Genomic DNA, 20,798 nt, shown 5'->3' with positions numbered 1-20,798 from the left:
CCGACGCGGAAGGGGGTAACCGGCCGACATGGGCACTCCTTTCCGGACCGCCCGGATTCGCCGGCGCAGTGCGAACGTCCTGCGGCGCGGCGCGTGGCACGGCCTCGTGGCCGGTGCCGCCGGAGTGGCGGTGATGACGCTGGCGGAGAAGGCCGAGCAGGCGGTCACCGGCAGACCGGATTCCCACGTGCCGCGGCGAACTCTGCTGCGCGTACCCGGCTCACCGGTGCGGCCCGAGGGCAAGAACCTGACCATGCACCTGGGACAGGGCGTGCTGCTCGGGGCGCTGCGCGGTGTGATGGCCGACGCCGGTCTGCGCGGTGGGTGGGCGTCGGCGATGTTCGGGGTGGTCCGCCTGACCAACGACCAGGTGCTGGAGAACGTCACCGGCGTGGGGGCACCACCGTGGACCTGGCCGCGCCGGGAGCTGGTGATCGACCTGCTCCACAAGGCGATCTACGCCTACGCGACGGGTGCCGTCGCGGACCGGTTGGCCGCGCGCCTCGGTGACGCGCCAGGACTCCGGCATGCCCGGCTGCGCGAAGGGCGGCACCCCCACGTCGGGCCGGTGTAGGGCTGCCCAGGCGGCTCGGAGACCCGCCCGCACAACGTCGCCTTCGGGGGGCTTTTCCGTCACTCTTCGAGGTCCGCGACCCGGTCCTCGGCGCGGGAGCGCTGGCGCTCGGCCCGGTCACGCCGTCGTTCCGCCTGCTCCGCGGTGCGCCGCGCCTTCTCGAGTTCGCGCTCGGCTCTGCGGGTCTCCTCCTGTAGTTCGTCGACCCGGCGTTCGGCCGCGCGGTGCTCCTGACGGGCCTGCGCGAACTCGTCGTCGGCTCGTTGCAGGGCGGCGACGGCCTCGTCCCGGTCTCCGCGCGCGGCGGCGAGCCGCTTCTCCCGCAGGCTGGGCCGTTTCTCCTCCGCCTTGCGCGCGGACTTCTTCGCCGGAGCGGGAGAGGGCTCCGGCTTCGCCTTCTCCGGCTTGGCCTTCTCAGGCTTGGCCTTCTCCGCCTTCTCCGGCTTCGCGGCACCCTTCGAAGGCTTCGCGGAGGTTTCCCGCTCCTTGCGTGTTGTGCGGGTCGCGGCGCGGCGGACGGCCTCGGCGGAAAGCTCGTCGAGTCCGAAACCGCTGTAGTCCAGGGGCTTCGCGAGCGTCCCAGCGCGCACCTCGCCTGCGCTGCCGGGGTCCGACAGCGCCGCGTTGAGGGTCTGCTCGACTTGCTGGCGGGCCTGGTTCCCCAGTTCCTGCCCGGCTTCCTCGGCGAGTGCCGCGGCGCGCTCGACCAGGTCGCGGTGCAGCCGCGACCGCTGGCGGTCGAGCTCGCGCAGGTCGTCGGCGCGCAGCGACCGCTGCGCCGAACGGAGCCGGTCACCGACGTCGACGAGCTGTTCCAGCCGTTCGCGGTCGGCCACCGCGACGCGATTGAGCGCCCACGCGGCGAGCGTGGGCTTGCGCAACTTGCCGATGGCCTTCGCGAGTTCGCGGTCGCCGCGTTCGCGCGCCTGCGCGACCCGCTCACCTCGCACGCCGGTGAACTCGTTCGGCGGGAGTTGATAGAGCTCCCGCGCCACCTCGTCGAGCTCACCGCTCACGCGTTCTCCCGAGCCTGGGCGCTATCGGAGGCGACGGCACTCCGGTTGTCCACAGTGGTACGCCAGCGTCGAGCGGACCCGGACCCCTGCTCCTCGTTCGGGTTCAGCCTCCAGCGCCCGCGCCGCGCCACGGCACGACCTCCCCGCGCCTCAAGCAACCTGCCCGCTGGCGACCAGGGTCCGGCGCTCGTGTTCGCTCAGACCGCCCCAGACGCCGTACGGCTCCCTCGTGGCCAGCGCGTGAGCGCGGCACTCCCGGATGACCGGGCAGGTGTGGCACACCCTCTTGGCGTTGCGCTCCCGCTCGTCGCGCGAGTTGCCGCGCTCGTGGTCGGGGTGGAAGAACCGGCTCGAGGCCAGGTCGCGGCAGGCCGCCTTGAGTTGCCACTGCCAGGAGTCGCTGACAGGCTTGGGAAGTCGCGCCGTCGTCGTCAACTCGATCACCTCCGCGCCGATGGGGTATCCGTCCCTCTGGCAGTCGATTACCCACCGGGCCCTGCGCGGACACACGCAAACGGGTGAAGATCTTCAGTGACCGTGCACACGTCCGCGGCGGCGACTACGGTCCGCTCGCCTCGCGAAGAGCTACGCCCCCTGCCCGCCGTCGGGCGGGATGTCGGCGGGGAGATGCCGCGGGTGCGATTGCTTCGGCGGCTCCGGTTCCTCGTCCGGCGGGGATTCGCGGTCAGGGGTGATCCGGTCTCCGGCCGCCTCGTCGTATCCGGTGTCCTCGGGCACGTCGCTGCGCGGCTGTTCGGCCTCGGCCTGCTCGGGCGCGCGGTCGGGGCGTTCACCGCGTTCGCTGTCGGCCATGACGACCTCCGCGATGTCGCACTGCTCGTTGCACGCACCGGATTGCCGCGAAGACGGGCCGGCCAAACTCCGGTGCGGCTCAGCCGACGCTCACGTGCCCGGTGCCGTGCTGGTTGCGCTGGAACCACATGATCGTGCGCAGCAGCCCTTCCCTGGTGCTGGTGGCGGGCCGCCAGTCCAGTTCCCGCTCGGCGAGCCCGATGTCCGGGCAGCGGCGTTTCGGGTCGTCGACCACGGCGGGGACGTGGGTGATCGGGGAGGCCGAACCGGCCAGCTCGCGGACCAGCTCGGCGAGCCCGCGGACGGTCAGCTCGTCGGGGTTGCCGATGTTCACCGGCCCCGGCCAGTCGCCGGCGGCGACACCGAGGAGACCGCGCACGGTGTCTCCGACGTAGCACAGCGACCGCGTCTGCGTTCCGTCGCCCGCGACCGTGATCGGTTCGCCGGCCAGCGCCTGGCGGACGAACGTCGGCACCATCCGGCCGTCGTCCGGGCGCATCCGCGGGCCGTAGGTGTTGAACACCCGGGCTATGCGGGTGTCGGTGCCCCGGCACGAGCGGTGCGCGGAGGTCAGCGCCTCGGCGTAGCGCTTGGCCTCGTCGTAGACGGAGCGCGGGCCGATCGGGTTGACGTTGCCCCAGTACTCCTCGGACTGCGGGTGCTCCAGCGGGTCGCCGTAGACCTCGCTGGTCGACACCAGCAGGAACCGGGCGCCGTTGCGCTCGGCCAGCTCCAGGGCGTGTTCGGTGCCCGCGCTGCCCGCACGCAGCGTCTCCAGGGGCAGCCGCAGGTAGTGCTCGGGTGAGGCCGGTGAGGCCATGTGCACCACGAGGTCGATGCCGCCGGCGTGCACCGGCGAGCGCGCGATGTCGTGGTCGACCAGCTCGAAACGCGGATCACCGCGCAGCGCTTCGACGTTGCCCGCCGAACCGGTCACCAGGTTGTCCAGGCACAGCACCTCGGTGCCCGCGGCGACGAGCCGTTCGCACAGGTGCGATCCCAGGAAGCCCGCCCCACCCGTGACGGCCGCGCGTCCGAATCCGTTGCCCACCGCAGAACCGCCTTCCTGCCGGACCCGCATCGAACTACCCGTTGGTGGTGCCGGACAAACGCGCGGGCGTGGGACGGCGACCGGCGGGGTAGTTCAACGTCGGCGACCGCGACGGCGAGGAGATTCCGGTGCACCACAACGGGAAAGCGCGTTCGACGGTGGTGGTCATCACCCGCGGCCGGCGCGAGGAGTTGCTGAACACGCTGGCGCACATGACCTCGCTCCCCGACGCCGCCCCGGTCATCGTCGCCGACAACGCTTCCACCGACGGCACCGCCGACGCCGTCGCGGAGCGCTTCCCCGAGGTGACGCTGCTGCGCGAGAGCACCAACCGCGGCGCCATCGCCCGCAACGACGCGGTGGCGCTCGTCGGCACGCCGTACGTGTCGTTCTGCGACGACGACACGCGGTGGCAGCCCGGCGCCGTGGAGCGCGCCTCGCAGGTGCTCGACGAGCATCCCGGGCTGGGCGCGGTGATGGGCCGCTGCCTGGTCGAACCCGGCCTGGCGGAGGACCCGCTGACACCCGAGCTGCGCGACTCGCCGGTTCCGGGCCCAACGTGGCTGCCCGGACCGGCGCTGCTGAGCGTGATGGCCGGGCTGACCACGGTTCGCACCGAGGCGTTCCGCCAGGTGGGCGGGTTCTGCGAGCGGCTGTGGCTGGGCGGCGAGGAGGAACTGCTCGCGCTCGACATGGTCTGCCGCGGCTGGTGGCTGTGCTGGGTCGAGGACATCGTCATCCACCACGCGCCCTCGCACACCAGGGACGCCCGGCGGCGCAGGCAGCTCGGTATCCGCAACACGCTGTGGACCACGTGGCTTCGCAGACCGCTGCCCAGCGCGCTGCGGCGCACCGCCGGCCTGCTGGGCTCGGCGCCCAGGGACCGGCACACGGTGTCGGCCGTCGTCGAGGCGCTGGGGCAGTGGCGCTGGGTGCTGCGCGAGCGCCGCGTCGTCCCCGACCACGTCGAACGGCTCCTGCGGCTGCTGGACGAGCCCCAGCGCAACTCCGCCGCGCGCCGCTACGTCGGCTGAGGCCAGGGCGCATCTGAACCGTGGAGGCGGCGAGGTCCCGGGCGTCCGGGATCCGGCCCGTGAGGCCCGGCTCACCGTGCGGTTGGTTTCACAGCGTTGGCATGAGACCTGTTTGAGGGTCGCCCGGCGGGGGCAAGCTAGACACAAGCACCTCACCGAGGAGGGTTTCCAACCCGTCCGAACCGTCCGAACCGCCGGTGCGCCTCCGGTCGCCGACGGACCCGCCGGAGAGGAGGAGCCGTGATGGATGTGAGCGGTTCAGCGCTGGACGGCTTGGTCAACTACGTCGAAGCGGTGGTCGGCCGCCTGGGCGGTGATGTCGAGGGCGCGGAGGTCGACGTCGACGGCGGTTTCGCCACGGCGATCATCGCGGTGCGGTCGAGGGTTCCCACGCTGCCCGGCTGCCGGGTGCTGCTGACCTGGGACGAGATCAACGGCTGGGCGCTGCGGGTCATCACCAGCGAGGAAGACGACACGGTCGTGGTCAGCTACCTGGGCGAGGACATCCTGCCCAAGCCGCAGACCGTGGACCGGTACCTGCGGGAGGCCGAGGACGGTGAGCACCCCGGCGCGCTCGTGCCGCCGGACTTCCGGCGTCCGAACGCCGACGACGGCTTGGAGCACCGCCTGGTCCGGTTCGGCGGGTAAGGAACGTTTCAGAAGTGGTTTGCATAGCGGGGCGGGTGGCGGAACCTCAGAAGCCTTCTCGCTCCGGGACCGCCGACCTCGAGAATGTCCAATCCGCCACGTCGGCGCTGTCCTCGCCAGAAGGCTTCTGAGAACCCGCGGCGGCGCGAGCTGGGTCCCCCCACACCGCAAGCGCCTGACGCCGCTCATGAAACAGAACCCAGCCGTCCGGGAAGGAGCGCAGCAGTGACGATCCCCGAGCGTCGCGACGACCGGAACGCAACGCGGACGCCGGTAGGCGAGTCGCCCGGCTCGCCGCACCCGGGCACGCCGGAGGTGCCGGACCCGGACTGGCCGGGCACACCCGAGGTTCCGGAGCCGCCGAACACCCCGCGGCCGGTCCAGCCGGGCAAGCCGACCGCCCCGGGCAAACCCGAGGTACCGGACCCGGATCGGCCCGACGCGCCTGAGACACCTGAGGTGCCGGAACCGCCGTCGTAGTTTGGACGCCCTTCGCGGAACTCAGCCCTCCAGCAGCCGGATCATGTCCTCGACGCGCGCCGGCAGCCTTCTCCTGCGCAGCAACGCCGACGGCAGGCGCCGAACCGCCGCGAGCAGTGCCCGCCGCGCCACGCGGTCGTGCCGGGCCGCGGCGGCGAGTTCGCGTGCCTCGCCGAGCGCGACCCGGACTGGTCTGCGCATCCACGCGATGAGCGCGTTGTTGCGCAGTTCGAGAGTCCGGCGCCAGTCCGACGGCGGCCGGTGCGGTGACGGGTGGTGGTGGGCGACCACGGAACTGACGTAGCAAAGGTCCCAGCCCTTGGCCGCCAGGTCGTAGGAGAGCAGCTTCTCCTCGGCGACGAAGAACAGCAGCCGGCTGAATCCGCCCGCTTCGGCGAACGCCCGCCTGCGCACGACGGCCGCGCACGCCGTGAAGCCGAGAACGGGCGGACCCGGCATCGGGTGGGTGCGGGGCAGCGCACTGTCCCGCATCAGGTCGGTGACCGGGTCCGGCGCCCCGTCCGCGCCGACCAGCGTCCGCCCGGCGACCAGCGCCACGGCGGGGTGGTCGTCGAGCACGCGTTCGGCTTCGGCGAGAGCGCCGGGCTCCCACCAGGAGTCGTCGTCGCTGAAGGCGATGTAGGGCGTCCGAGCCCGCAGCACGCCGAGGTTGCGGGCGACCGCGCCGAGATTGCGCGGCGAGCGCACGACTTCCACATCGGGGAACTCCGGCTCCACGAGCAGCCTCAGGTCGGCGTCGGAACCGTTGTCGACCACGACGACCGGTGTGCGCGGGAACGCCGTTCGCTGCTCGCGAAGCGTGCGCAGCAGCTCCTCGGCCCGGTTGCGGGTGGCTATGACGATGGTCGTGCGCGGCGCCGGGCCGCTCCGGTCGGCCAGGTCGTCTCCCGCCGTCGAAGCCGCGCGACGACCGGTGTGAGCGGGTGTGTCGTGGGAAGCCGGCATGTGCTCTCCTATTCGGTCGTGAACGCCCGGTCAGTCCGGAAAACCGAAGCCGCGCAACGACATCGAGATCAGGTGGGCGACGCGGTCTATCCGCGGCTGCTCGACCGCGTCGAGGGCGTGCGAACGTCCCGAGTAGAGGTTGAGCGCCGCGGGCCCGGGGTCGCCGCGGGCCAGCGGCGCCGAGATGAAGCCGTGCACGTGCTGCTCGCGTGCCGAGCGCGCGAAAGCGGGCCAGTGCACTCTGACCTCGGTGAGGTCGGCCCGCACCGTGGTCCCCGCGTGCAGCGCCTGCACGCACGGTCCGTCACCCGCCTGCCGTTGCGCGAGGTCGACCCGCCACGCCCGCTCGTCGGTGCAACCGGCCGGCCGCAGCCGCCCGCGGTCGCTGACGACCACGCTCGCCATCTCCGCGCCCGGGACCGCGTCGACCACGAGTGCGAGTCCCCAGTGCAGGACAGGCGTCCACGTGCGCGCGGTGGACATCATCCGCAGCAGGCGTGCCACCTCCGCGGTGGCCGCCGTGGCGGAACGACCGGTTCGCACCACCGGCCCGGCCATGTGGCACCTCCTGTCAGCCCTGCCGGTCGTCGGCCCCGGAACCGGCGACCGCGCATCCGCGGAGTTCGGCGAGCATTCGTTCGGTCAGCCCCCGGCTGGTGTCGACGTCGGTGCGCGCCCGCATCCGGGCCAGGGCTTGCGCGATGGGCGACGTGCACCATGACCACCAGTCGTCCAGCACCTCCCACGGCCTGCGCGACTGCAGGACCTCGTCGACACCGACCACCGCGGGCCAGTTCCACGCCTCGGCCTGGGCGGAGACCTTGCCGCCGCCGTCGACCGGGTCGACCGCGAGCGCGGGAACTCCGCTGCTCAACGCGAAAACGAGCCCGTGCAGGCGGGAGGTGAGCACCACGTCGGTGCGCCCCACGAGCACGGCGAACTGCTCCGGTGTGGAGCAGTGCCGCCAGTCGCCGGTGTCGAGCCGGGTGTCCAGTTCGAGAGGTGCGCAGTCGAGCGCGTTGATCCACTCCCGCAACACCCGGTGCAACTCGTCGTGGCGGCGCCGGTCGCCGTACTCCGGCTGTCCCGGTGCGAGAGCGACTCCGGCGACCGGCAGCGGGCGGCATGGTCGGTGCGAAGCCAGATCTTGCACCGGTGTTCCCGGCCCGTCGCGTGCCAGCACGACGTCGAAGCCGGTGACCGCGGGATCGCCCGGGTCCACGACGGACACGCCCACGGCGATCCGCCGGCAGCGGGCGTAACGCTGGTGCAGCTCGCGCAGCTGCCATCCCTGCGCGGGACCGCAGGTGAAGACCACGTCGGTGTAATCACGGGGCTCCGCCTCGGAGAGGCTCATCGCACCGGGTTCGAAACCCGGGCTCCAGGCGCAGTCGCAAGGCACCCCGGCGGCGTGCAGCGCGGTGGCCACGCGCTCCATGGCGGCCACGTCACCGGCAGTGGCCTCCCCGTGCAGGAAGCTCGCCCAGCCGACCACCAGCACACGCACGCCATCACCCCTCGTCGTCGACGCATCCTTCGTGTAACCCGAATACGGAAGCGGTAACCGCACGCGGCGTAGCGGCTCTCGCGCGGCGGATCTCCGAAAGTGGTTCTTCATAGGCGATTTCCCACGCCTGCGGAGATCGATACCGCCTGCGGTTCGGCGGTTCGCCGTTTGGAGAGTCGCTTCGCAGGGTAGCGGTATAGGTGGTGGCGCGTAGCACAAGCGCTTCTGGCCACAACCGATCATTCACATCCACTGTGGAGGAGCCTGTGCGCATCCTCGGCATCAACTCTGTCTTCCACGACCCCGCCGCAGCGCTGGTCGTCGACGGCGACGTGGTCGCCGCGGCTGAGGAGGAGCGCTTCAGCAGGCGCAAGCACGGCAAGCAGCCGGTGCCGTTCTCGGCCTGGGAACAGCCCGAGCGCGCGGCGGCGTGGTGCCTGCGGGAGGGCGGCATCTCCGCGGCCGATGTGGACGTCGTCGCCTTCTCCTATGAACCCACGCTGGTCGACAACGGACTGGACGGGCTGGACCCCGGCTGGGAGGACCTGCGCACCACCTACGCCGAACGCGCTCCGCGCTTCCTGCGCACCGCGTTGCCCGGGATCGAACACGCGCGAAGCAGGTTCGTCCCCCACCACTACGCGCACGCCGCCTCGGCCGGGCTCGCGGCGCCGTTCGGCGACTGCGCCGTGCTCACCGCCGACGGGCGGGGCGAGAGCACGTCGATGCTGGCGGGGGAGTACCGCTACGGCAAGCTCGAAGTGCACGCGCAGCAACGGCTGCCGCACTCCCTCGGGCTGATGTACGAGGAGCTGACCGAGCACCTGGGCTTCCACCGCGCCGGCGACGAGTACAAGGTGATGGCGCTGGCCGCCTACGCGAAGCCGGCTCACCTCTCCGACTTCGCGGAACTCGTGCGCGTGGCCGACGGCGGCTTCACCGTCGCCCCGATCGACTGGGAGCGCTGGGCGCCGCGGCGCCGTCCCGGCGACGAGATGCTCACCGCGCACGCCGAACTGGCCGCCAGCGTGCAGGTGCGGCTGGAAGAGGTCCTGCTGGAGCTGACGAGGTGGCTGCACGACCGCACCGGCCGGCGGCACCTGGCGATGGCCGGCGGCATCGCGCTGAACTGCGTGGCCAACACGCGCATCGCCGACGAGGGGCCGTTCGACGAGGTGTGGGTGCAGCCCGCGGCCGGGGACGCCGGTACCGCGCTCGGTGCCGCGCTGCACGTGGCGGCCGAGAGCGGGGAGGCCGTCCGCCCGATGAGCGGTGCCGACCTGGGACGCGGCTTCGGCGAGGCCGAGCTGGCAGCGAAGCTCGACGCCGCCCGCGTTCCGTACGAGCGTCCGGACGACCTGGCCGAGGAAGTGGCCGAATCCCTGGCGCGCGACGAGATCGTCGGCTGGTTCCAGGGGCGCGCCGAGTTCGGGCCGCGGGCGCTCGGGCACCGCTCGCTGCTGGCCCACCCCGGACACGCGGGCAACCTCGAACGTCTCAACGACGTCAAGGGCCGCGAGCAGTTCCGTCCGATCGCGCCGATGGTGCTCACCGAACGGGCACCGGAGCTGTTCGGCCGAGGCCCGATTCCCAGTCCGTACATGCTTTTCGTGCACGACGTGGCCGAGGAGTGGCGCGACCGCATACCGGCCGTAGTGCACGTCGACGGTACGGCGCGCATCCAGACCGTCGACCGGAATCGCGAGCCGCTGCTGGCCCGCGTGCTCGACGCGTTCGCCGCGCGGACCGGACTGCCCACTGTGGTCAACACGAGCTTCAACACGGCGGGCAGGCCGATGGTCGACGACCCCGTCGACGCGCTGGAGTGCTTCGGTGCCTCTCCGATCGACCTGCTGGTGCTCGGGCCCTTCGTGGTGAGGAGGCCGGGGGTGCGGCGGTGAGCGCGGGCCTCGTCGACTACGCGGTCGTGGTGCCCACGACCGGGCGCCGGAGCCTCGGCGTGCTGCTCGCCGCGCTGGAGGACCTGCCGGGCCCGCAGCCGGTCGAAGTGCTCGTCGTCGACGACCGTCGCGATCCGCCCGCACCGCTGGAGGTTCCGCCCACGTCTTTCCCGACCCGGGTCGTCCGCTCGGGAGGGCACGGACCGGCCGCGGCGCGCAACGCCGGCTGGCAGGACACGCACGCGGAGTGGGTCGTCTTCCTCGACGACGACGTGGTGCCGGGACCGGACTGGAAGAGCGCTCTACGACGTGACATCGGCGCACTGCCCGGCGACGTGGGCGCGAGCCAGGCCCGCATCGAGGTGCCGCTGCCGCGGCACCGCCGGGCGACGGACTGGGAACGCGGTACCGCGGGGCTCGCCCGCGCGCGGTGGATCACCGCCGACATGGCCTACCGCCGCGCCGCGTTGACCATGGCCGGCGGGTTCGACGAGGAGTTCCCGCGCGCCTTCCGGGAGGACGCCGACCTCGCGCTGCGCGTGCGGGCCATGGGCTACCGCATCGTCTCCGGTACCCGGACCACCGTCCACCCGGTGCGCCCGGCCGGTTTCCTGGCCAGCGTCCGAGCTCAGGCGGGCAACCAGGACAACGCGATCATGCGCCGCAAGCACGGCCGCTCGTGGCGCACCGAGATCGGGGAGGGCCCGGGGCGGCCTCGAAAGCACCTGCTCACCACCGCGTCCCTGGTGGCGACCGGGGCGCTGGCGCTCGCCGGCCGCAGGCGTCCGAAGTGGACCAAGGTCTCCGCGGTGACCGCCGGTGTCTGGTTCGGGATGACCGCGGAGTTCGCCGCGCTGCGCATCGCGCCCGGGCCGCGCGACGCCGCCGAGGTCGCGCGGATGCTGGTCACCAGCACGCTGATCCCGCCCGCGGCGACCTGGCACCGGCTGCGCGGGGAGCTGCGGCAGGCCCGCAGGCGACGCCGGCGCCGGGGACGGCCCGCGGTGGTGCTGTTCGACCGGGACGACACGCTGATCCACGACGTCCCCTACAACGGCGACCCCGCGCGCGTACGCCCGGTCGACGGAGTGCGTGCGGCGCTGGACCTGTTGCGCACCAACGGGATCGGCATCGGCGTGGTCAGCAACCAGTCGGGTGTCGCAAGAGGACTGATCGACGAGTCCGACGTCGCCGCGGTCAACCGCGAGGTGGAGCGCCACCTCGGCCCGTTCGGCACCTGGCAGGTCTGCGTCCACGGCGACGCCGACGGCTGCGGCTGCCGCAAGCCGGCGCCCGGCCTCATCGAGCGGGCGGCCTCCGAGCTGCACGTGCCCACGAGCGCCTGCGTGGTCATCGGCGACACCGGCGCCGACGTCGACGCCGCGAGCGCGGCCGGAGCCAGGGCGATCCTGGTGCCCACCGAACGCACCCTCGCACCGGAGATCCAGTGGGCGTGGCAGAACGCCGAGGTCGCGCGGACGGTGCCGGAGGCGGTCACCCGGATCCTGGCGGAGGCGGCGCGGTGACGGGCCGGGTCCTTGTCGTCCGGCTCGACAACGCCGGCGACGTCCTGCTGGCAGGACCGGCCATCCGGGCCGTGGCCGCGGGCGCCGACGAGGTGGTGCTGCTCGCGGGCCCGCGCGGAAGTGCCGCGGGCGAGCTCCTTCCCGGCGTGGACCGGGTCGTCGAGTGGTGCGCGCCGTGGATCGACCCGGAACCCGGGCCGGTCACCGACGAGGAGATGACGCGGTTCGTGCGGCGGGTGCGCGAGATCGGCCCGGACGCCGCCGTGGTGTTCACCTCCTTCCACCAGTCGCCGCTGCCGCTGGCGCTGCTGCTGCGCATGGCCGGCGTCGGGTGGATCGGGGCGATCAGCGAGGACTACCCGGGCTCCCTGCTCGACCTGCGCCACCGGGTCGACGGCGATCCGCCGGAACCGGAGCGCGCCCTGTCGCTGGCCCGCGCGGCGGGTTTCGAGCCACCGCCCGGGGACGACGGCAGGCTCGCGGTGCGGCGCCCGCTGCCCGACGTGTCGGCGCTGGTCGGCGAACCCGGCTACGTCGTGGTGCACCCCGGTGCCTCCGCGCCAGCGCGGCAGGCTCCGCCGGAGCGCAGCGCGGGCCACGTCGATGCGCTGGTGCTGGCCGGGCACCGGGTCGTCGTCACGGGCGCACCGGCCGACAAGGACCTCACCGCAGAGGCCGCGGGCGATCGGGCCCTGGACCTCGGCGGCCGCACCGACCTGGCCGAGCTGGCCGCGGTGCTCGACGGCGCCGACGTCGTCGTCGCGCCCAACACCGGCCCCGCGCACCTGGCCGCCGCCGTGGGCACACCGGTCGTGTCGCTGTTCGCGCCGGTGGTCTCGCCGCTTCGGTGGGCGCCGTACGGGGTGCCGGTGGTGCTGCTCGGCGACCAGGCCGCGCCGTGCCGCGACACCCGCGCCCGCGAGTGTCCGGTGCCGGGCCATCCGTGCTTGGCGGGCGTCAGCGGTGAGGACGTCGTGCGGGCGGTCGAGCGCCTGCGGGATTGCCGCGTCGGCACCGGGGAGGCGGTATGAGGGTGCTGACCTGGCACGTGCACGGCTCGTGGACGACGTCCTTCGTCCATGGCGACCACACCTACGTCGTCCCGCGCACCCCGCGGCGCGACGCCGACGGCCGGGGACGCGCCCGCACGTTCCCCTGGCCGGACAACGCCGTCGAGCGCTCGCCCGCCGAGCTGCGCGCCGAACCCGTCGACGTGGTCGTGCTGCAACGCCCGCACGAGATCGAGCTGGCCGAGCGCTGGCTGGGCAGGCGGCCGGGTGTCGACGTCCCCGCCGTCTACGTCGAGCACGACACGCCGCGCGGCCCGGCCGCGGCCACCCGGCATCCGATGGCCGACCGCGCGGACATCCCGCTGGTCCACGTCACGCACTTCAACGAGGTCTTCTGGGAGAGCGGCGCCGCGCCGACACGGGTGATCGAACACGGCATCGTCGATCCCGGCCACCACTACACCGGTGATCTCGACCGGGCGGGCATGGTCGTCAACGAACCGGTGCGGCGCGCCCGGATCACGGGCTCGGACCTGCTGCCCGCCTTCGCCGCCGCCGCGCCGCTGGACGTGTTCGGCATGGGCGTGCGCGGCCTGCCGGACCACCTCGGCCTGCCCGCCGGCCGGATGCGGGTGCACGAGGACCTGCCGCAGCACGCGATGCACCGCGAGCTGGCCGCGCGCCGCGTCTACGTGCACCCCTACCGCTGGACCTCGCTCGGCCTGGCGCTGCTGGAGGCGATGCAGCTCGGCATGCCGGTCGTCGCGCTGGCCGCGACCGAGGCCGTGGAGGCGGTGCCCGCCGACGCGGGCGTGGTCTCGACCCGGCCGGACGTGCTCGCCGACGCGGTGCGCGAGCTGGTCGCGGACCCGGGCAGGGCGAAGGAGATGGGGCGGGCGGCACGGGCCGCCGCGCTCCGCAGGTACCCGCTCGAGCGCTTCCTCGCCGCGTGGGACGAGCTTCTGCAGGAGGTGACCGGATGAGGATCGAGCTGATCTCCGAGCACGCGAGCCCGCTCGCCCCGCTCGGGGGAGCCGACGCGGGCGGTCAGAACGTGCACGTCGCGGAGCTGGCCACCGGGCTGGCCCGGCTCGGGCACGAGGTCGTGGTGCACACCAGGCGGGACTCCCCGGAGCTGCCGCCCAGCGTGCGCGCGGCGCCGGGCGTGACCGTCGAGCACGTGCCCGCCGGCCCCGCCGAACCGATTCCCAAGGACGACCTGCTGCCCCACATGACCGAGTTCGGCGACCGGCTGGCGGTGCGCTGGGGGCTGGAGCGGCCGGACGTGGTGCACGCGCACTTCTGGATGAGCGGGGTAGCCGCCCGCCGGGGCCTGCGCGACCTCGACGTCCCGCTGTTGCAGACCTTCCACGCGCTCGGCCGGGTCAAGCGCCGCCACCAGGGCGTCAAGGACACCAGCCCGCCGCAGCGGGAACGCATCGAGAGCGAGCTCGCCTGCGGCGCGGACGTGGTCGTGGCGACCTGCTCCGACGAGGTGCGCGAGCTCGAGGAGATCGGGCTGCCGCCGCAGCGGGCGGCGATCGTGCCCTGCGGCATAGACCTGGACAAGTTCGCCCCGGAGGGACCGGTCGCCCGCTGCGGCGACGCGCCGCGCATCCTCAGCATCGGCCGCCTGGTCGAGCGCAAGGGCGTCGACACCGCGATCAGGGCCCTCGCCGAGGTGCCCGGCGCGGAGCTGGTCGTGGCGGGCGGGCCGGCGCACCGCGACTGGGACGGCGATCCCGAGGTCGCCCGGCTGCGCGCGGCCGCCGCCGGGGCAGGGGTCGCCGACCGGGTGCGCTTCACCGGGCAGGTGCCGCACGACACCGCGGCCGCCCTGTACCGGTCGGCCGACGTGGTGGTCAGCGTGCCCTGGTACGAGCCGTTCGGGACCGTCCCGCTGGAGGCGATGGCCTGCGGCGTGCCGCTGGTCGTCTCCGCGGTCGGCGGGCATCTCGACTCGGTGGCCGACGGCGGGACGGGGCTGTTCGTGCCGCCGAAGGACAGCTCCGCGCTCGCCTGCGCGCTGCGGGACCTGCTGTCGGACCCGCGCAGGCGGGCCGAGATGGGCCGGGCCGGGGTCCGCCGGGTGCGCGAGCGCTTCGGCTGGGACCGGCTGGCCGCCCAGACCGAGGCCGTCTACCAGCGGGCCCGCACCCTGCACCGGCCCCTGGCGTCGACAGGAGGCAAGCCATGATCGAGGAACACTTCACCGCGCTGGCCGACTCCGCCTCGCGGGCCAGCCGGTACGCGCGGTCGATCGACTCCTGGGGCAGGCACCTGGCGACCGTGCTGGAGTCCGGAGGCAGGCTGCTGGCGTGCGGCAACGGCGGCAGCGCCGCCGAGGTGCAGCACCTGACCGGTGAGCTGGCCGGGCGGTTCCTGCACGACCGCAGTCCCTACGCGGCGATCCCGCTGCACGCCGACACCTCGGCCTTCACCGCGATCCTCAACGACTACGGGGAGCAGGAGGTCTTCGCCAGGGGCGTGCGCGCCCACGGCCGGCCCGGAGACGTGCTCATCGCCCTGTCGACCAGCGGGCGCAGCCAGAACGTCATCGCCGCGGTGAAGACCGCCAACGAGATCGGGATGCGCACCTGGGCGCTGACCGGCCCGGCGCCGAACACGCTGGCCGCCGTCTGCGACGACGCGGTGGCGGTGCAGGCACCGAGCCCGGCCACCGTCCAGGAGATGCACCTCGCGCTGATCCACGCCCTGTGCGCGGTCTTCGACGAGGTCGCCGGCGCCCGGCAGGAGGAGAGGAGCGCGGTGCGGTGATGCGCGGTCCGCTGGTGGTGGTCGGTGACGCCCTGCTCGACATCGACATCGAGGGCACCGCGGAGCGGCTGTGCCCGGACGCGCCGGTGCCGGTCGTCGACGTCACCGCGCGCAGGCGCCGCCCCGGCGGTGCGGGACTGGCCGCGCTGATCGCCGCCCGCCAGGGCGTGGAGGTCGTGCTCGTCGCCGGTGTCGGCACCGACGACCACGGCCGCGAGCTGAGCGGACTGCTGGCCGAGCACGTCCGGCTGGTCGACCTGCCGTTCCAGGGCGCCACGCCGTGCAAGACGCGGGTGCGGGTCGCCGGCCAGTCGCTGCTGCGGGTCGACTCCGGCGAGGGCCAGGTGCTCGACGGGCCGCTCGGCGCGCACCTCCCGCCGGTGCTCAACAACGCGGGCGCGGTGCTGGTCGCCGACTACGGACGGGGCACGACGCGCAACTCTTCCCTGCGCCGCGCCCTGCGCGGGCTGCCCTCCGACGTGCCCCTGGTGTGGGATCCGCACGGCAGGGGTGCCGAACCGGTGGAGCGCGCCGACCTGGTGGTGCCCAACCGCGCGGAGGCCGCGTACTTCACCGGAACGCAGCACCTCGACTCCGCCGCCGGCGCGGGCCGGGAGCTGCTGCGGCGCTGGGGGTGCCGAGCGGTCGCGGTGACACTGGGGTGCGAGGGGGCGATGCTCGTCCCCCCGCACAGGGGTCAGCCCTTCCCGGTGCCCCGCGCCCGCTCGGTCAGGTCCAGCGCCGACGTCTGCGGCGCGGGCGACAGCTTCGCGGTCGCCGTCGCGCTGACGATGGCCGAGGGCTCCGAACGCCCGGACGCGGTGTCGGAGGCGGTCGACGCCGCCAGCCGCTTCGTCGCCGACGGCGGCGCCTCGCACCTGGCCACAAGTCAGGAGCGGGCGGTCGCCACCGACCCGACCGCGGGCAGGCCCGCCCTGGAGGACGGGGCCACGGGCGGGCGCAACGCGCTGGACGTCGCCGCCGACGTGCGTCGCGGCGGTGGGCGGCTGGTGGCCACCGGCGGGTGCTTCGACCTGCTGCACCCCGGCCACGTGCGGCTCCTGCAACGTGCCCGCGAGCTGGGCGACGCGCTCGTGGTGTGCATGAACTCCGACGACTCGGTGCGCAGGCTCAAGGGCCCCGGCCGCCCGGTCGTCGGCGAGGCCGACCGCAGGCACCTGCTGGAGGCGCTCGAACCGGTCGACGCCGTCGCGGTCTTCGACGAGAGCTCACCGTCGGCGCTGCTCGACGAGCTGCGGCCCGACGTGTGGGTGAAGGGAGGCGACTACGACCTCGCCTCGCTGCCCGAGGCCGACGTGGTCCACCGCCACGGCGGTCGCACCGTGTTCGTCCCGCTGGTCGAGGGCTACTCGACGACGAGGCTGCTCAGCGGTCTGAGCACGGCCGTGTAGAGCACGCACCGACCCGAGGAGGGAGAACGATGAAGCCGCTCGGCAACGTACTCATCACCGGAGGCGCGTCGGGCCTGGGCGCCGCGACGGCCCGGGCCGTGGCCGAGGAGGGCGGGAGCCCGCTCGTGCTCGACATCGCCGCCCCGGAGATCGACGCACCGCACGTCCGGGCGGACCTCGCCGACCGGGAGGCCACCGAGGAGGCGGTCCACGAGCTGGTCCGCAAGGCAGGCGGCAGGCTCGACTCGGTGTTCACCGCCGCCGGGGTCGACTCCTGCGGACCGATCGACTCGGTGCCCGCCGAGGAGTGGGATCGCGTGGTGCGGGTGAACCTGCTCGGCACGGCGGCGGTGGTGCGCACCGCGCTGCCGTACCTGAAGCAGAGCCGCGGAGCAGTCGTCACCTGCTCCTCGACGCTGGGCCTGAAGGCGGTGCCGGACGCGACGGCCTACTGCGCGTCCAAGTTCGGCGTGCTCGGCTTCTCCCGGGCGCTGGCCGCCGAGACGGCCGGTTCGGTCGGCGTGACCACGCTCGTGCCGGGCGGCATGCACACGGCGTTCTTCGACGGGCGGGACGAGCAGTACAAGCCGCCGGCGGACGCCAAGCTCAACCGGCCCGAGGACGTGGCGCGGACGGTGCTGTTCGCGCTGCGCCAGCCCGCCGGGTGCGAGGTCCGCGAGATGGTGGTGTGTTCGTCGGAGGAAGGGTCCTGGCCGTGACGAGCACCGTGCTCGTCCTGCGGGCGCTGGGGCTGGGCGACCTGCTGACCGCGGTCCCGGCGCTGCGCGGGCTGCGGCGGGCCCACCCCGGCCACCGCATCGTCCTCGCCGCGCCGCGTGGTCTGGGGCCGCTGCTGCCGCTGGTGGACGCGGTGGACGAGCTGCACCCGACGCCGGACATGCGCGAGTTCGACTGGCCGGATGCGCCGGTGGAGCTCGCGGTGAACCTGCACGGCTCGGGTCCGCAGAGCACCACGGCTCTGCGCGCCGCCCGTCCGCGGCGGCTGGTCACCCACGCGAACCCTGCTCTGCCCGATGTGGAGGGACCCCGCTGGCCGAGCGGTGAGCACGAGGTGCGGCGATGGTGCCGGTTGCTGCGGCACCACGGCATCCCGGCCGATCACGACGACCTCCGGCTACGGCCCCCGGACGCGACGAGCCCGGCGCCGGACGCCGTCGTCGTGCACCCCGGCGCCAGCCACGCCGCCCGATGCTGGCCGCGGGAGCGCTTCGCCGCGCTGGCCCGCTGGCTGGCCGCGCGGGGCCGGCGGGTGGTGATCACCGGCGGCGCCGAGGAGCGCGAGCGCGCCCACCAGGTCGCGGCACTCGCAGACCTGCCACCGGAAAGCGTGCTCGCGGGGCGCACCGCGCTGCCGGAACTGGCCGCGCTGGTCGCGAGCGCCCGGCTGGTGGTGTGCGGTGACACCGGCGTCGCGCACCTGGCCACCGGCTTCGGCACGCCGTCGGTGGTGCTGTTCGGCCCGGTGTCCCCAGCGGAGTGGGGGCCACCGGAGGACCCGAACCACGTCGCGCTGTGGACGGGCACGGTGGGCGACACCTTCGCCGACGAGCCGGACCCCGGCCTGCTGCGGCTGACCACCGACGAGGTGATCGAGGCGGCCGCGGCGCAGCTCGACCGGTGCGCCGCCGTGCCACGTGGGGGACCGCCGTGACGGGCCCGCGCCGCCGGGTCCTCGTCGTCGGCGCCGAGGGGCCGTGCCGGGTGGCGGCCGAGGGCCTTGCCGTGCTGGGGCACGAGGTTCTCCGGTCGGGCGAGTCCGCGCGGCGCGCCGAGATCGTCTTCGTGTGCGGAGCCCGCGACGGCGAAGCGGTGCTGGCGCCGGTGCGCGAGCACCTGCGGCCCGGGGCCGTCGTGGTCAATTCCTGTTGCCCACCATGGGAATCGACATATGCGCTGCGCGCCGGGCTGCGCCGCGGCGACCTGGCGCTGATCAGCAATCCACGGCAGTCCGAATGCTCCACCGCGCAGTGGCTCACGCCGGACGCGGTCGTCATCGGGTCTGATGTGGACGATGCCGGCGATGCGGTCCATTCACTGTACGAGGGCATCGCGGCGCCCGTCGTTCGCACGGACGTGCGGAGCGCGGACCTGCTGCCGCACGCGGTGAACGGCTGCGCGGCGGTGAAGCAGTCGTTCTTCAACGACCTCGCGCAGCTGTGCGACCGGCTCGGCGTCGACATCACCAGCGTCGTCCGGGCGCTGTCCTACGACACCCGCATCGGGACTTCCTGCACGAGGCCCGCTCCGCTGTCTCCGGCGCAGCGGCGCAGCATCGAGGTGCTTCGGGCGGCGGCTGCCGAACCGGGGCTGCTGCACGCCGTCGCCGCCGCCGGCACCTTCCCGGAGGAGGACGCATGTTCGCCCGTCGGATCGTTGTGGTGGGGACCGGTTACGTCGGGTTGACCACGGGTGCGTGTCTGGCGTCGTTGGGGCATCGGGTGGTGTGCAGCGATGTGGACGCGGCCAAGGTGGCGGTGTTGGCGCGGGGTGAGGTGCGGATTCTGGAGCCGGGGCTGGCCGAGTTGGTGGGTGAGGGGCTGGCCGCGGGGCGGTTGGAGTTCGCGGTGGGGTCGGCGGCGGCGGTGGCCGAGGCCGAGGTGGTGTTCTTGTGCGTGCCGACGCCGATGGGTTCGGGTGGTGCGGCGGATCTGGCGGCGGTGGAGTCGGTGGTGGCCGAGGTGGGTGAGTTGCTGCCGGCGGGGTGTGTGCTGGTGTGCAAGTCGACGGTGCCGGTGGGTACCTCGGCGCGGGTGGCCGAGCTGGTGGGGCGTGCGGATGTGGCGGTGGTGAGCAATCCGGAGTTCTTGCGTGAGGGTTCGGCGGTGCATGACTTCCTGAATCCGGATCGGATCGTGGTGGGTTCGGATTCGCAGGACGCGGCGGAGCGGGTGGCGGCGTTGTATGCGCGGTTGGGGGCGCCGACGGTGCTGACCGACGCGGCGAGCGCGGAGATGGTCAAGTACGCGGCGAACTGTTTTCTGGCGACGAAGTTGTCGTATGTGAACGCGGTGGCGGAGTTGTGCGAGCGGTTGGGTGCCGATATCGCGGATGTGACCGAGGGGATGGGGTTCGATCGGCGGATCGGGCAGTCGTTCCTGCAGCCGGGTCCGGGTTGGGGTGGGTCGTGTCTGCCGAAGGACACCGCGGCGTTGATGCGGGTGGCGGAGTCGGTGGAGTTCGAGTTCGGGTTGTTGCGGGAGACGATCGCGGCCAACGCGCGGCAGCGGGAGCGGATGGTGGACAAGGTCGCCGAGGCCTGCGGGGTGGGCGCGGGTGCGTCGTTGCGGGGTGTGCGGTTGGGGTTGTTGGGGTTGACGTTCAAGGCGGGTACGGATGATCTGCGGGATTCGCCGGCGATGGCGGTGGCGGGGTTGCTGGCGGCGCGGGGTGCGGAGCTGGTGGCCTACGACCCGGGGTTGCGGGGCGATGAGCCGGGGGTGGCGGAGTTGGTGACGTTGGTGGATGACCCGTATCAGGCGGCCAAGGGCGCGGCGGGGTTGGTGGTGCTGACCGAGTGGCAGGAGTTCCGGACGGTGGACTGGACGCGGGTGGCGGGGCTGTTGGAGGGCCCGGTGGTGGTGGATACCCGCAACCATCTGGATCCGGACGTGTTGCGGCGGGCGGGGTTGTCCTGGCGGGGTGTGGGCCGCACCCCGGTGACCCCCTGACCCGACACCGACCCCACCGGCACACCGACACACCGACCCGACCGGCACGCGACCTGCCCGGCACGCGACCTGCCCGGCACGCGACCTGCCCGGCACGCGACCTGACCGGCACACCGACCTGGCCGACCGCGACCTGACCGACACGCCGACCCGACCAACACGCCGACACGGCGGCCTCGACGGCGGGCAGTCCTGGACCGCCAAGCCCGACCGGCCTTCTACCGACAGGCCCGCCGCCGAGCCCGACCGGCCACCTCGTCGGCTGGATCGGACCACCAAGTCCCGACCCCGCGAACTCGACCCGCAGCCCGATCGGCAGGCCGAGCCCGACCGGCAGCCTCGCCGACAGGCCCCGACCGCCAACCGCGCCCCGCAGCCCCGATCGGCAGATCC

General features: G+C 73.6%; 22 protein-coding genes. 15 read left to right on the top strand and 7 right to left on the bottom strand.

Features of this window, described 5'->3' with window-relative positions:
- Positions 1–28 precede the first annotated feature (28 nt).
- Positions 29–574 (top strand): hypothetical protein, encoded by a 546-nt coding sequence (locus SACE_RS26765; RefSeq protein ID WP_009944651.1) that lies wholly within the window; start codon positions 29–31, stop codon positions 572–574.
- A 59-nt stretch (positions 575–633) separates the two neighbouring features.
- Here SACE_RS26765 and SACE_RS26760 read toward each other — a convergent pair whose 3' ends face one another.
- From SACE_RS26760 to SACE_RS26745, 4 genes are all read right to left on the bottom strand, one after another.
- The gene (locus SACE_RS26760) at positions 634–1,590 is read right to left on the bottom strand and encodes a hypothetical protein (RefSeq protein ID WP_009944652.1); all 957 of its coding nucleotides are present in this window, start codon (positions 1,588–1,590) and stop codon (positions 634–636) included.
- A 150-nt stretch (positions 1,591–1,740) separates the two neighbouring features.
- Entirely contained in the window at positions 1,741–2,025 is a 285-nt protein-coding gene (locus SACE_RS26755) for a WhiB family transcriptional regulator (protein WP_011874769.1), read from the bottom strand.
- Between the two features lie 150 nt (positions 2,026–2,175).
- A complete protein-coding gene (locus SACE_RS26750; protein WP_011874768.1) occupies positions 2,176–2,403 on the bottom strand; it encodes a hypothetical protein in 228 nt (75 codons plus the stop codon).
- Between the two features lie 79 nt (positions 2,404–2,482).
- Positions 2,483–3,484, bottom strand: a complete 1,002-nt coding sequence (locus tag SACE_RS26745) for an NAD-dependent epimerase/dehydratase family protein (protein WP_009944655.1) — start codon at positions 3,482–3,484, stop codon at positions 2,483–2,485.
- A gap of 98 nt (positions 3,485–3,582) precedes the next feature.
- Here SACE_RS26745 and SACE_RS26740 point away from each other — a divergent pair, with 98 nt between their 5' ends.
- The 3 genes from SACE_RS26740 to SACE_RS26730 all read left to right on the top strand — a co-directional run bounded on the left by SACE_RS26740 (position 3,583) and on the right by SACE_RS26730 (position 5,616).
- Positions 3,583–4,488: a glycosyltransferase family 2 protein gene (locus SACE_RS26740; RefSeq protein ID WP_009944656.1), complete on the top strand. Its 906-nt coding sequence runs from the start codon at positions 3,583–3,585 to the stop codon at positions 4,486–4,488.
- 243 nt (positions 4,489–4,731) lie between these two features.
- Positions 4,732–5,136: a DUF6292 family protein gene (locus SACE_RS26735; RefSeq protein ID WP_009944657.1), complete on the top strand. Its 405-nt coding sequence runs from the start codon at positions 4,732–4,734 to the stop codon at positions 5,134–5,136.
- Positions 5,137–5,361: 225 nt separating this feature from the next.
- Positions 5,362–5,616 carry a hypothetical protein gene (locus SACE_RS26730; protein ID WP_009944658.1) on the top strand — a complete coding sequence of 85 codons (255 nt, stop codon included), beginning with the start codon at positions 5,362–5,364 and terminating at the stop codon, positions 5,614–5,616.
- Between the two features lie 21 nt (positions 5,617–5,637).
- On the opposite strand, the gene SACE_RS26725 is transcribed toward SACE_RS26730, so the two are convergent.
- Genes SACE_RS26725 through SACE_RS26715 form a run of 3 tightly spaced genes read right to left on the bottom strand, consistent with a single transcriptional unit; the run spans position 5,638 to position 8,083 of the window.
- The gene (locus SACE_RS26725) at positions 5,638–6,582 is read right to left on the bottom strand and encodes a glycosyltransferase family 2 protein (protein WP_009944659.1); all 945 of its coding nucleotides are present in this window, start codon (positions 6,580–6,582) and stop codon (positions 5,638–5,640) included.
- A 30-nt stretch (positions 6,583–6,612) separates the two neighbouring features.
- Positions 6,613–7,140: a GAF domain-containing protein gene (locus tag SACE_RS26720; RefSeq protein ID WP_009944660.1), complete on the bottom strand. Its 528-nt coding sequence runs from the start codon at positions 7,138–7,140 to the stop codon at positions 6,613–6,615.
- Positions 7,141–7,153: 13 nt separating this feature from the next.
- Positions 7,154–8,083, bottom strand: coding sequence for a polysaccharide pyruvyl transferase family protein (locus tag SACE_RS26715; protein ID WP_009944661.1), 930 nt, complete (start codon positions 8,081–8,083; stop codon positions 7,154–7,156).
- A 272-nt stretch (positions 8,084–8,355) separates the two neighbouring features.
- Between SACE_RS26715 and SACE_RS26710 the strand changes: the two genes are divergently transcribed.
- Genes SACE_RS26710 through SACE_RS26660 form a run of 11 tightly spaced genes read left to right on the top strand, consistent with a single transcriptional unit; the run spans position 8,356 to position 20,405 of the window.
- Positions 8,356–9,990, top strand: coding sequence for a carbamoyltransferase family protein (locus tag SACE_RS26710; RefSeq protein WP_009944662.1), 1,635 nt, complete (start codon positions 8,356–8,358; stop codon positions 9,988–9,990).
- Positions 9,987–11,516 (top strand): HAD-IIIA family hydrolase, encoded by a 1,530-nt coding sequence (locus SACE_RS26705; protein ID WP_011874766.1) that lies wholly within the window; start codon positions 9,987–9,989, stop codon positions 11,514–11,516. Before SACE_RS26710 ends, SACE_RS26705 begins: the two co-directional genes overlap by 4 nt.
- Entirely contained in the window at positions 11,513–12,547 is a 1,035-nt protein-coding gene (locus SACE_RS26700) for a glycosyltransferase family 9 protein (RefSeq protein ID WP_009944665.1), read from the top strand. Before SACE_RS26705 ends, SACE_RS26700 begins: the two co-directional genes overlap by 4 nt.
- The gene (locus SACE_RS26695) at positions 12,544–13,509 is read left to right on the top strand and encodes a glycosyltransferase (protein WP_009944667.1); all 966 of its coding nucleotides are present in this window, start codon (positions 12,544–12,546) and stop codon (positions 13,507–13,509) included. The genes SACE_RS26700 and SACE_RS26695 overlap by 4 nt, the downstream gene beginning before the upstream one ends.
- Entirely contained in the window at positions 13,506–14,723 is a 1,218-nt protein-coding gene (locus SACE_RS26690; protein ID WP_009944668.1) for a glycosyltransferase, read from the top strand. The genes SACE_RS26695 and SACE_RS26690 overlap by 4 nt, the downstream gene beginning before the upstream one ends.
- Positions 14,720–15,304: a D-sedoheptulose-7-phosphate isomerase gene (locus SACE_RS26685; protein WP_009944669.1), complete on the top strand. Its 585-nt coding sequence runs from the start codon at positions 14,720–14,722 to the stop codon at positions 15,302–15,304. Before SACE_RS26690 ends, SACE_RS26685 begins: the two co-directional genes overlap by 4 nt.
- Positions 15,304–16,716 (top strand): PfkB family carbohydrate kinase, encoded by a 1,413-nt coding sequence (locus SACE_RS26680; protein ID WP_009944670.1) that lies wholly within the window; start codon positions 15,304–15,306, stop codon positions 16,714–16,716. The genes SACE_RS26685 and SACE_RS26680 overlap by 1 nt, the downstream gene beginning before the upstream one ends.
- A gap of 29 nt (positions 16,717–16,745) precedes the next feature.
- Entirely contained in the window at positions 16,746–17,435 is a 690-nt protein-coding gene (locus SACE_RS26675) for an SDR family oxidoreductase (protein WP_009944671.1), read from the top strand.
- Positions 17,432–18,388 carry a glycosyltransferase family 9 protein gene (locus tag SACE_RS26670; protein WP_011874763.1) on the top strand — a complete coding sequence of 319 codons (957 nt, stop codon included), beginning with the start codon at positions 17,432–17,434 and terminating at the stop codon, positions 18,386–18,388. Before SACE_RS26675 ends, SACE_RS26670 begins: the two co-directional genes overlap by 4 nt.
- Positions 18,385–19,140 carry a UDP-glucose 6-dehydrogenase gene (locus SACE_RS26665; RefSeq protein ID WP_143538238.1) on the top strand — a complete coding sequence of 252 codons (756 nt, stop codon included), beginning with the start codon at positions 18,385–18,387 and terminating at the stop codon, positions 19,138–19,140. Before SACE_RS26670 ends, SACE_RS26665 begins: the two co-directional genes overlap by 4 nt.
- Positions 19,092–20,405 (top strand): UDP-glucose dehydrogenase family protein, encoded by a 1,314-nt coding sequence (locus SACE_RS26660; protein ID WP_009944678.1) that lies wholly within the window; start codon positions 19,092–19,094, stop codon positions 20,403–20,405. Before SACE_RS26665 ends, SACE_RS26660 begins: the two co-directional genes overlap by 49 nt.
- The last annotated feature ends 393 nt before the right edge of the window (positions 20,406–20,798 follow it).

It is taken from the genome of Saccharopolyspora erythraea NRRL 2338 (genome assembly GCF_000062885.1).
GTDB classification, from domain to species: Bacteria; Actinomycetota; Actinomycetes; order Mycobacteriales; family Pseudonocardiaceae; genus Saccharopolyspora_D; species Saccharopolyspora_D erythraea.
This window is presented reverse-complemented; position numbering and strand designations above follow the sequence as displayed.

What these genes read in the sequence shown, in the direction of transcription:
- SACE_RS26765 (WP_009944651.1), top strand. Translation starts at nt 29, where the DNA reads ATGGGCACTCCTTTCCGGACCGCCCGGATTCGCCGGCGCAGTGCGAAC.
- SACE_RS26750 (WP_011874768.1), bottom strand. Translation starts at nt 2,403, where the DNA reads ATGGCCGACAGCGAACGCGGTGAACGCCCCGACCGCGCGCCCGAGCAG.
- SACE_RS26745 (WP_009944655.1), bottom strand. Translation starts at nt 3,484, where the DNA reads ATGCGGGTCCGGCAGGAAGGCGGTTCTGCGGTGGGCAACGGATTCGGA.
- SACE_RS26735 (WP_009944657.1), top strand. Translation starts at nt 4,732, where the DNA reads ATGGATGTGAGCGGTTCAGCGCTGGACGGCTTGGTCAACTACGTCGAA.
- SACE_RS26725 (WP_009944659.1), bottom strand. Translation starts at nt 6,582, where the DNA reads ATGCCGGCTTCCCACGACACACCCGCTCACACCGGTCGTCGCGCGGCT.
- SACE_RS26720 (WP_009944660.1), bottom strand. Translation starts at nt 7,140, where the DNA reads ATGGCCGGGCCGGTGGTGCGAACCGGTCGTTCCGCCACGGCGGCCACC.
- SACE_RS26695 (WP_009944667.1), top strand. Translation starts at nt 12,544, where the DNA reads ATGAGGGTGCTGACCTGGCACGTGCACGGCTCGTGGACGACGTCCTTC.
- SACE_RS26690 (WP_009944668.1), top strand. Translation starts at nt 13,506, where the DNA reads ATGAGGATCGAGCTGATCTCCGAGCACGCGAGCCCGCTCGCCCCGCTC.
- SACE_RS26685 (WP_009944669.1), top strand. Translation starts at nt 14,720, where the DNA reads ATGATCGAGGAACACTTCACCGCGCTGGCCGACTCCGCCTCGCGGGCC.
- SACE_RS26680 (WP_009944670.1), top strand. Translation starts at nt 15,304, where the DNA reads ATGCGCGGTCCGCTGGTGGTGGTCGGTGACGCCCTGCTCGACATCGAC.
- SACE_RS26675 (WP_009944671.1), top strand. Translation starts at nt 16,746, where the DNA reads ATGAAGCCGCTCGGCAACGTACTCATCACCGGAGGCGCGTCGGGCCTG.
- SACE_RS26660 (WP_009944678.1), top strand. Translation starts at nt 19,092, where the DNA reads ATGTTCGCCCGTCGGATCGTTGTGGTGGGGACCGGTTACGTCGGGTTG.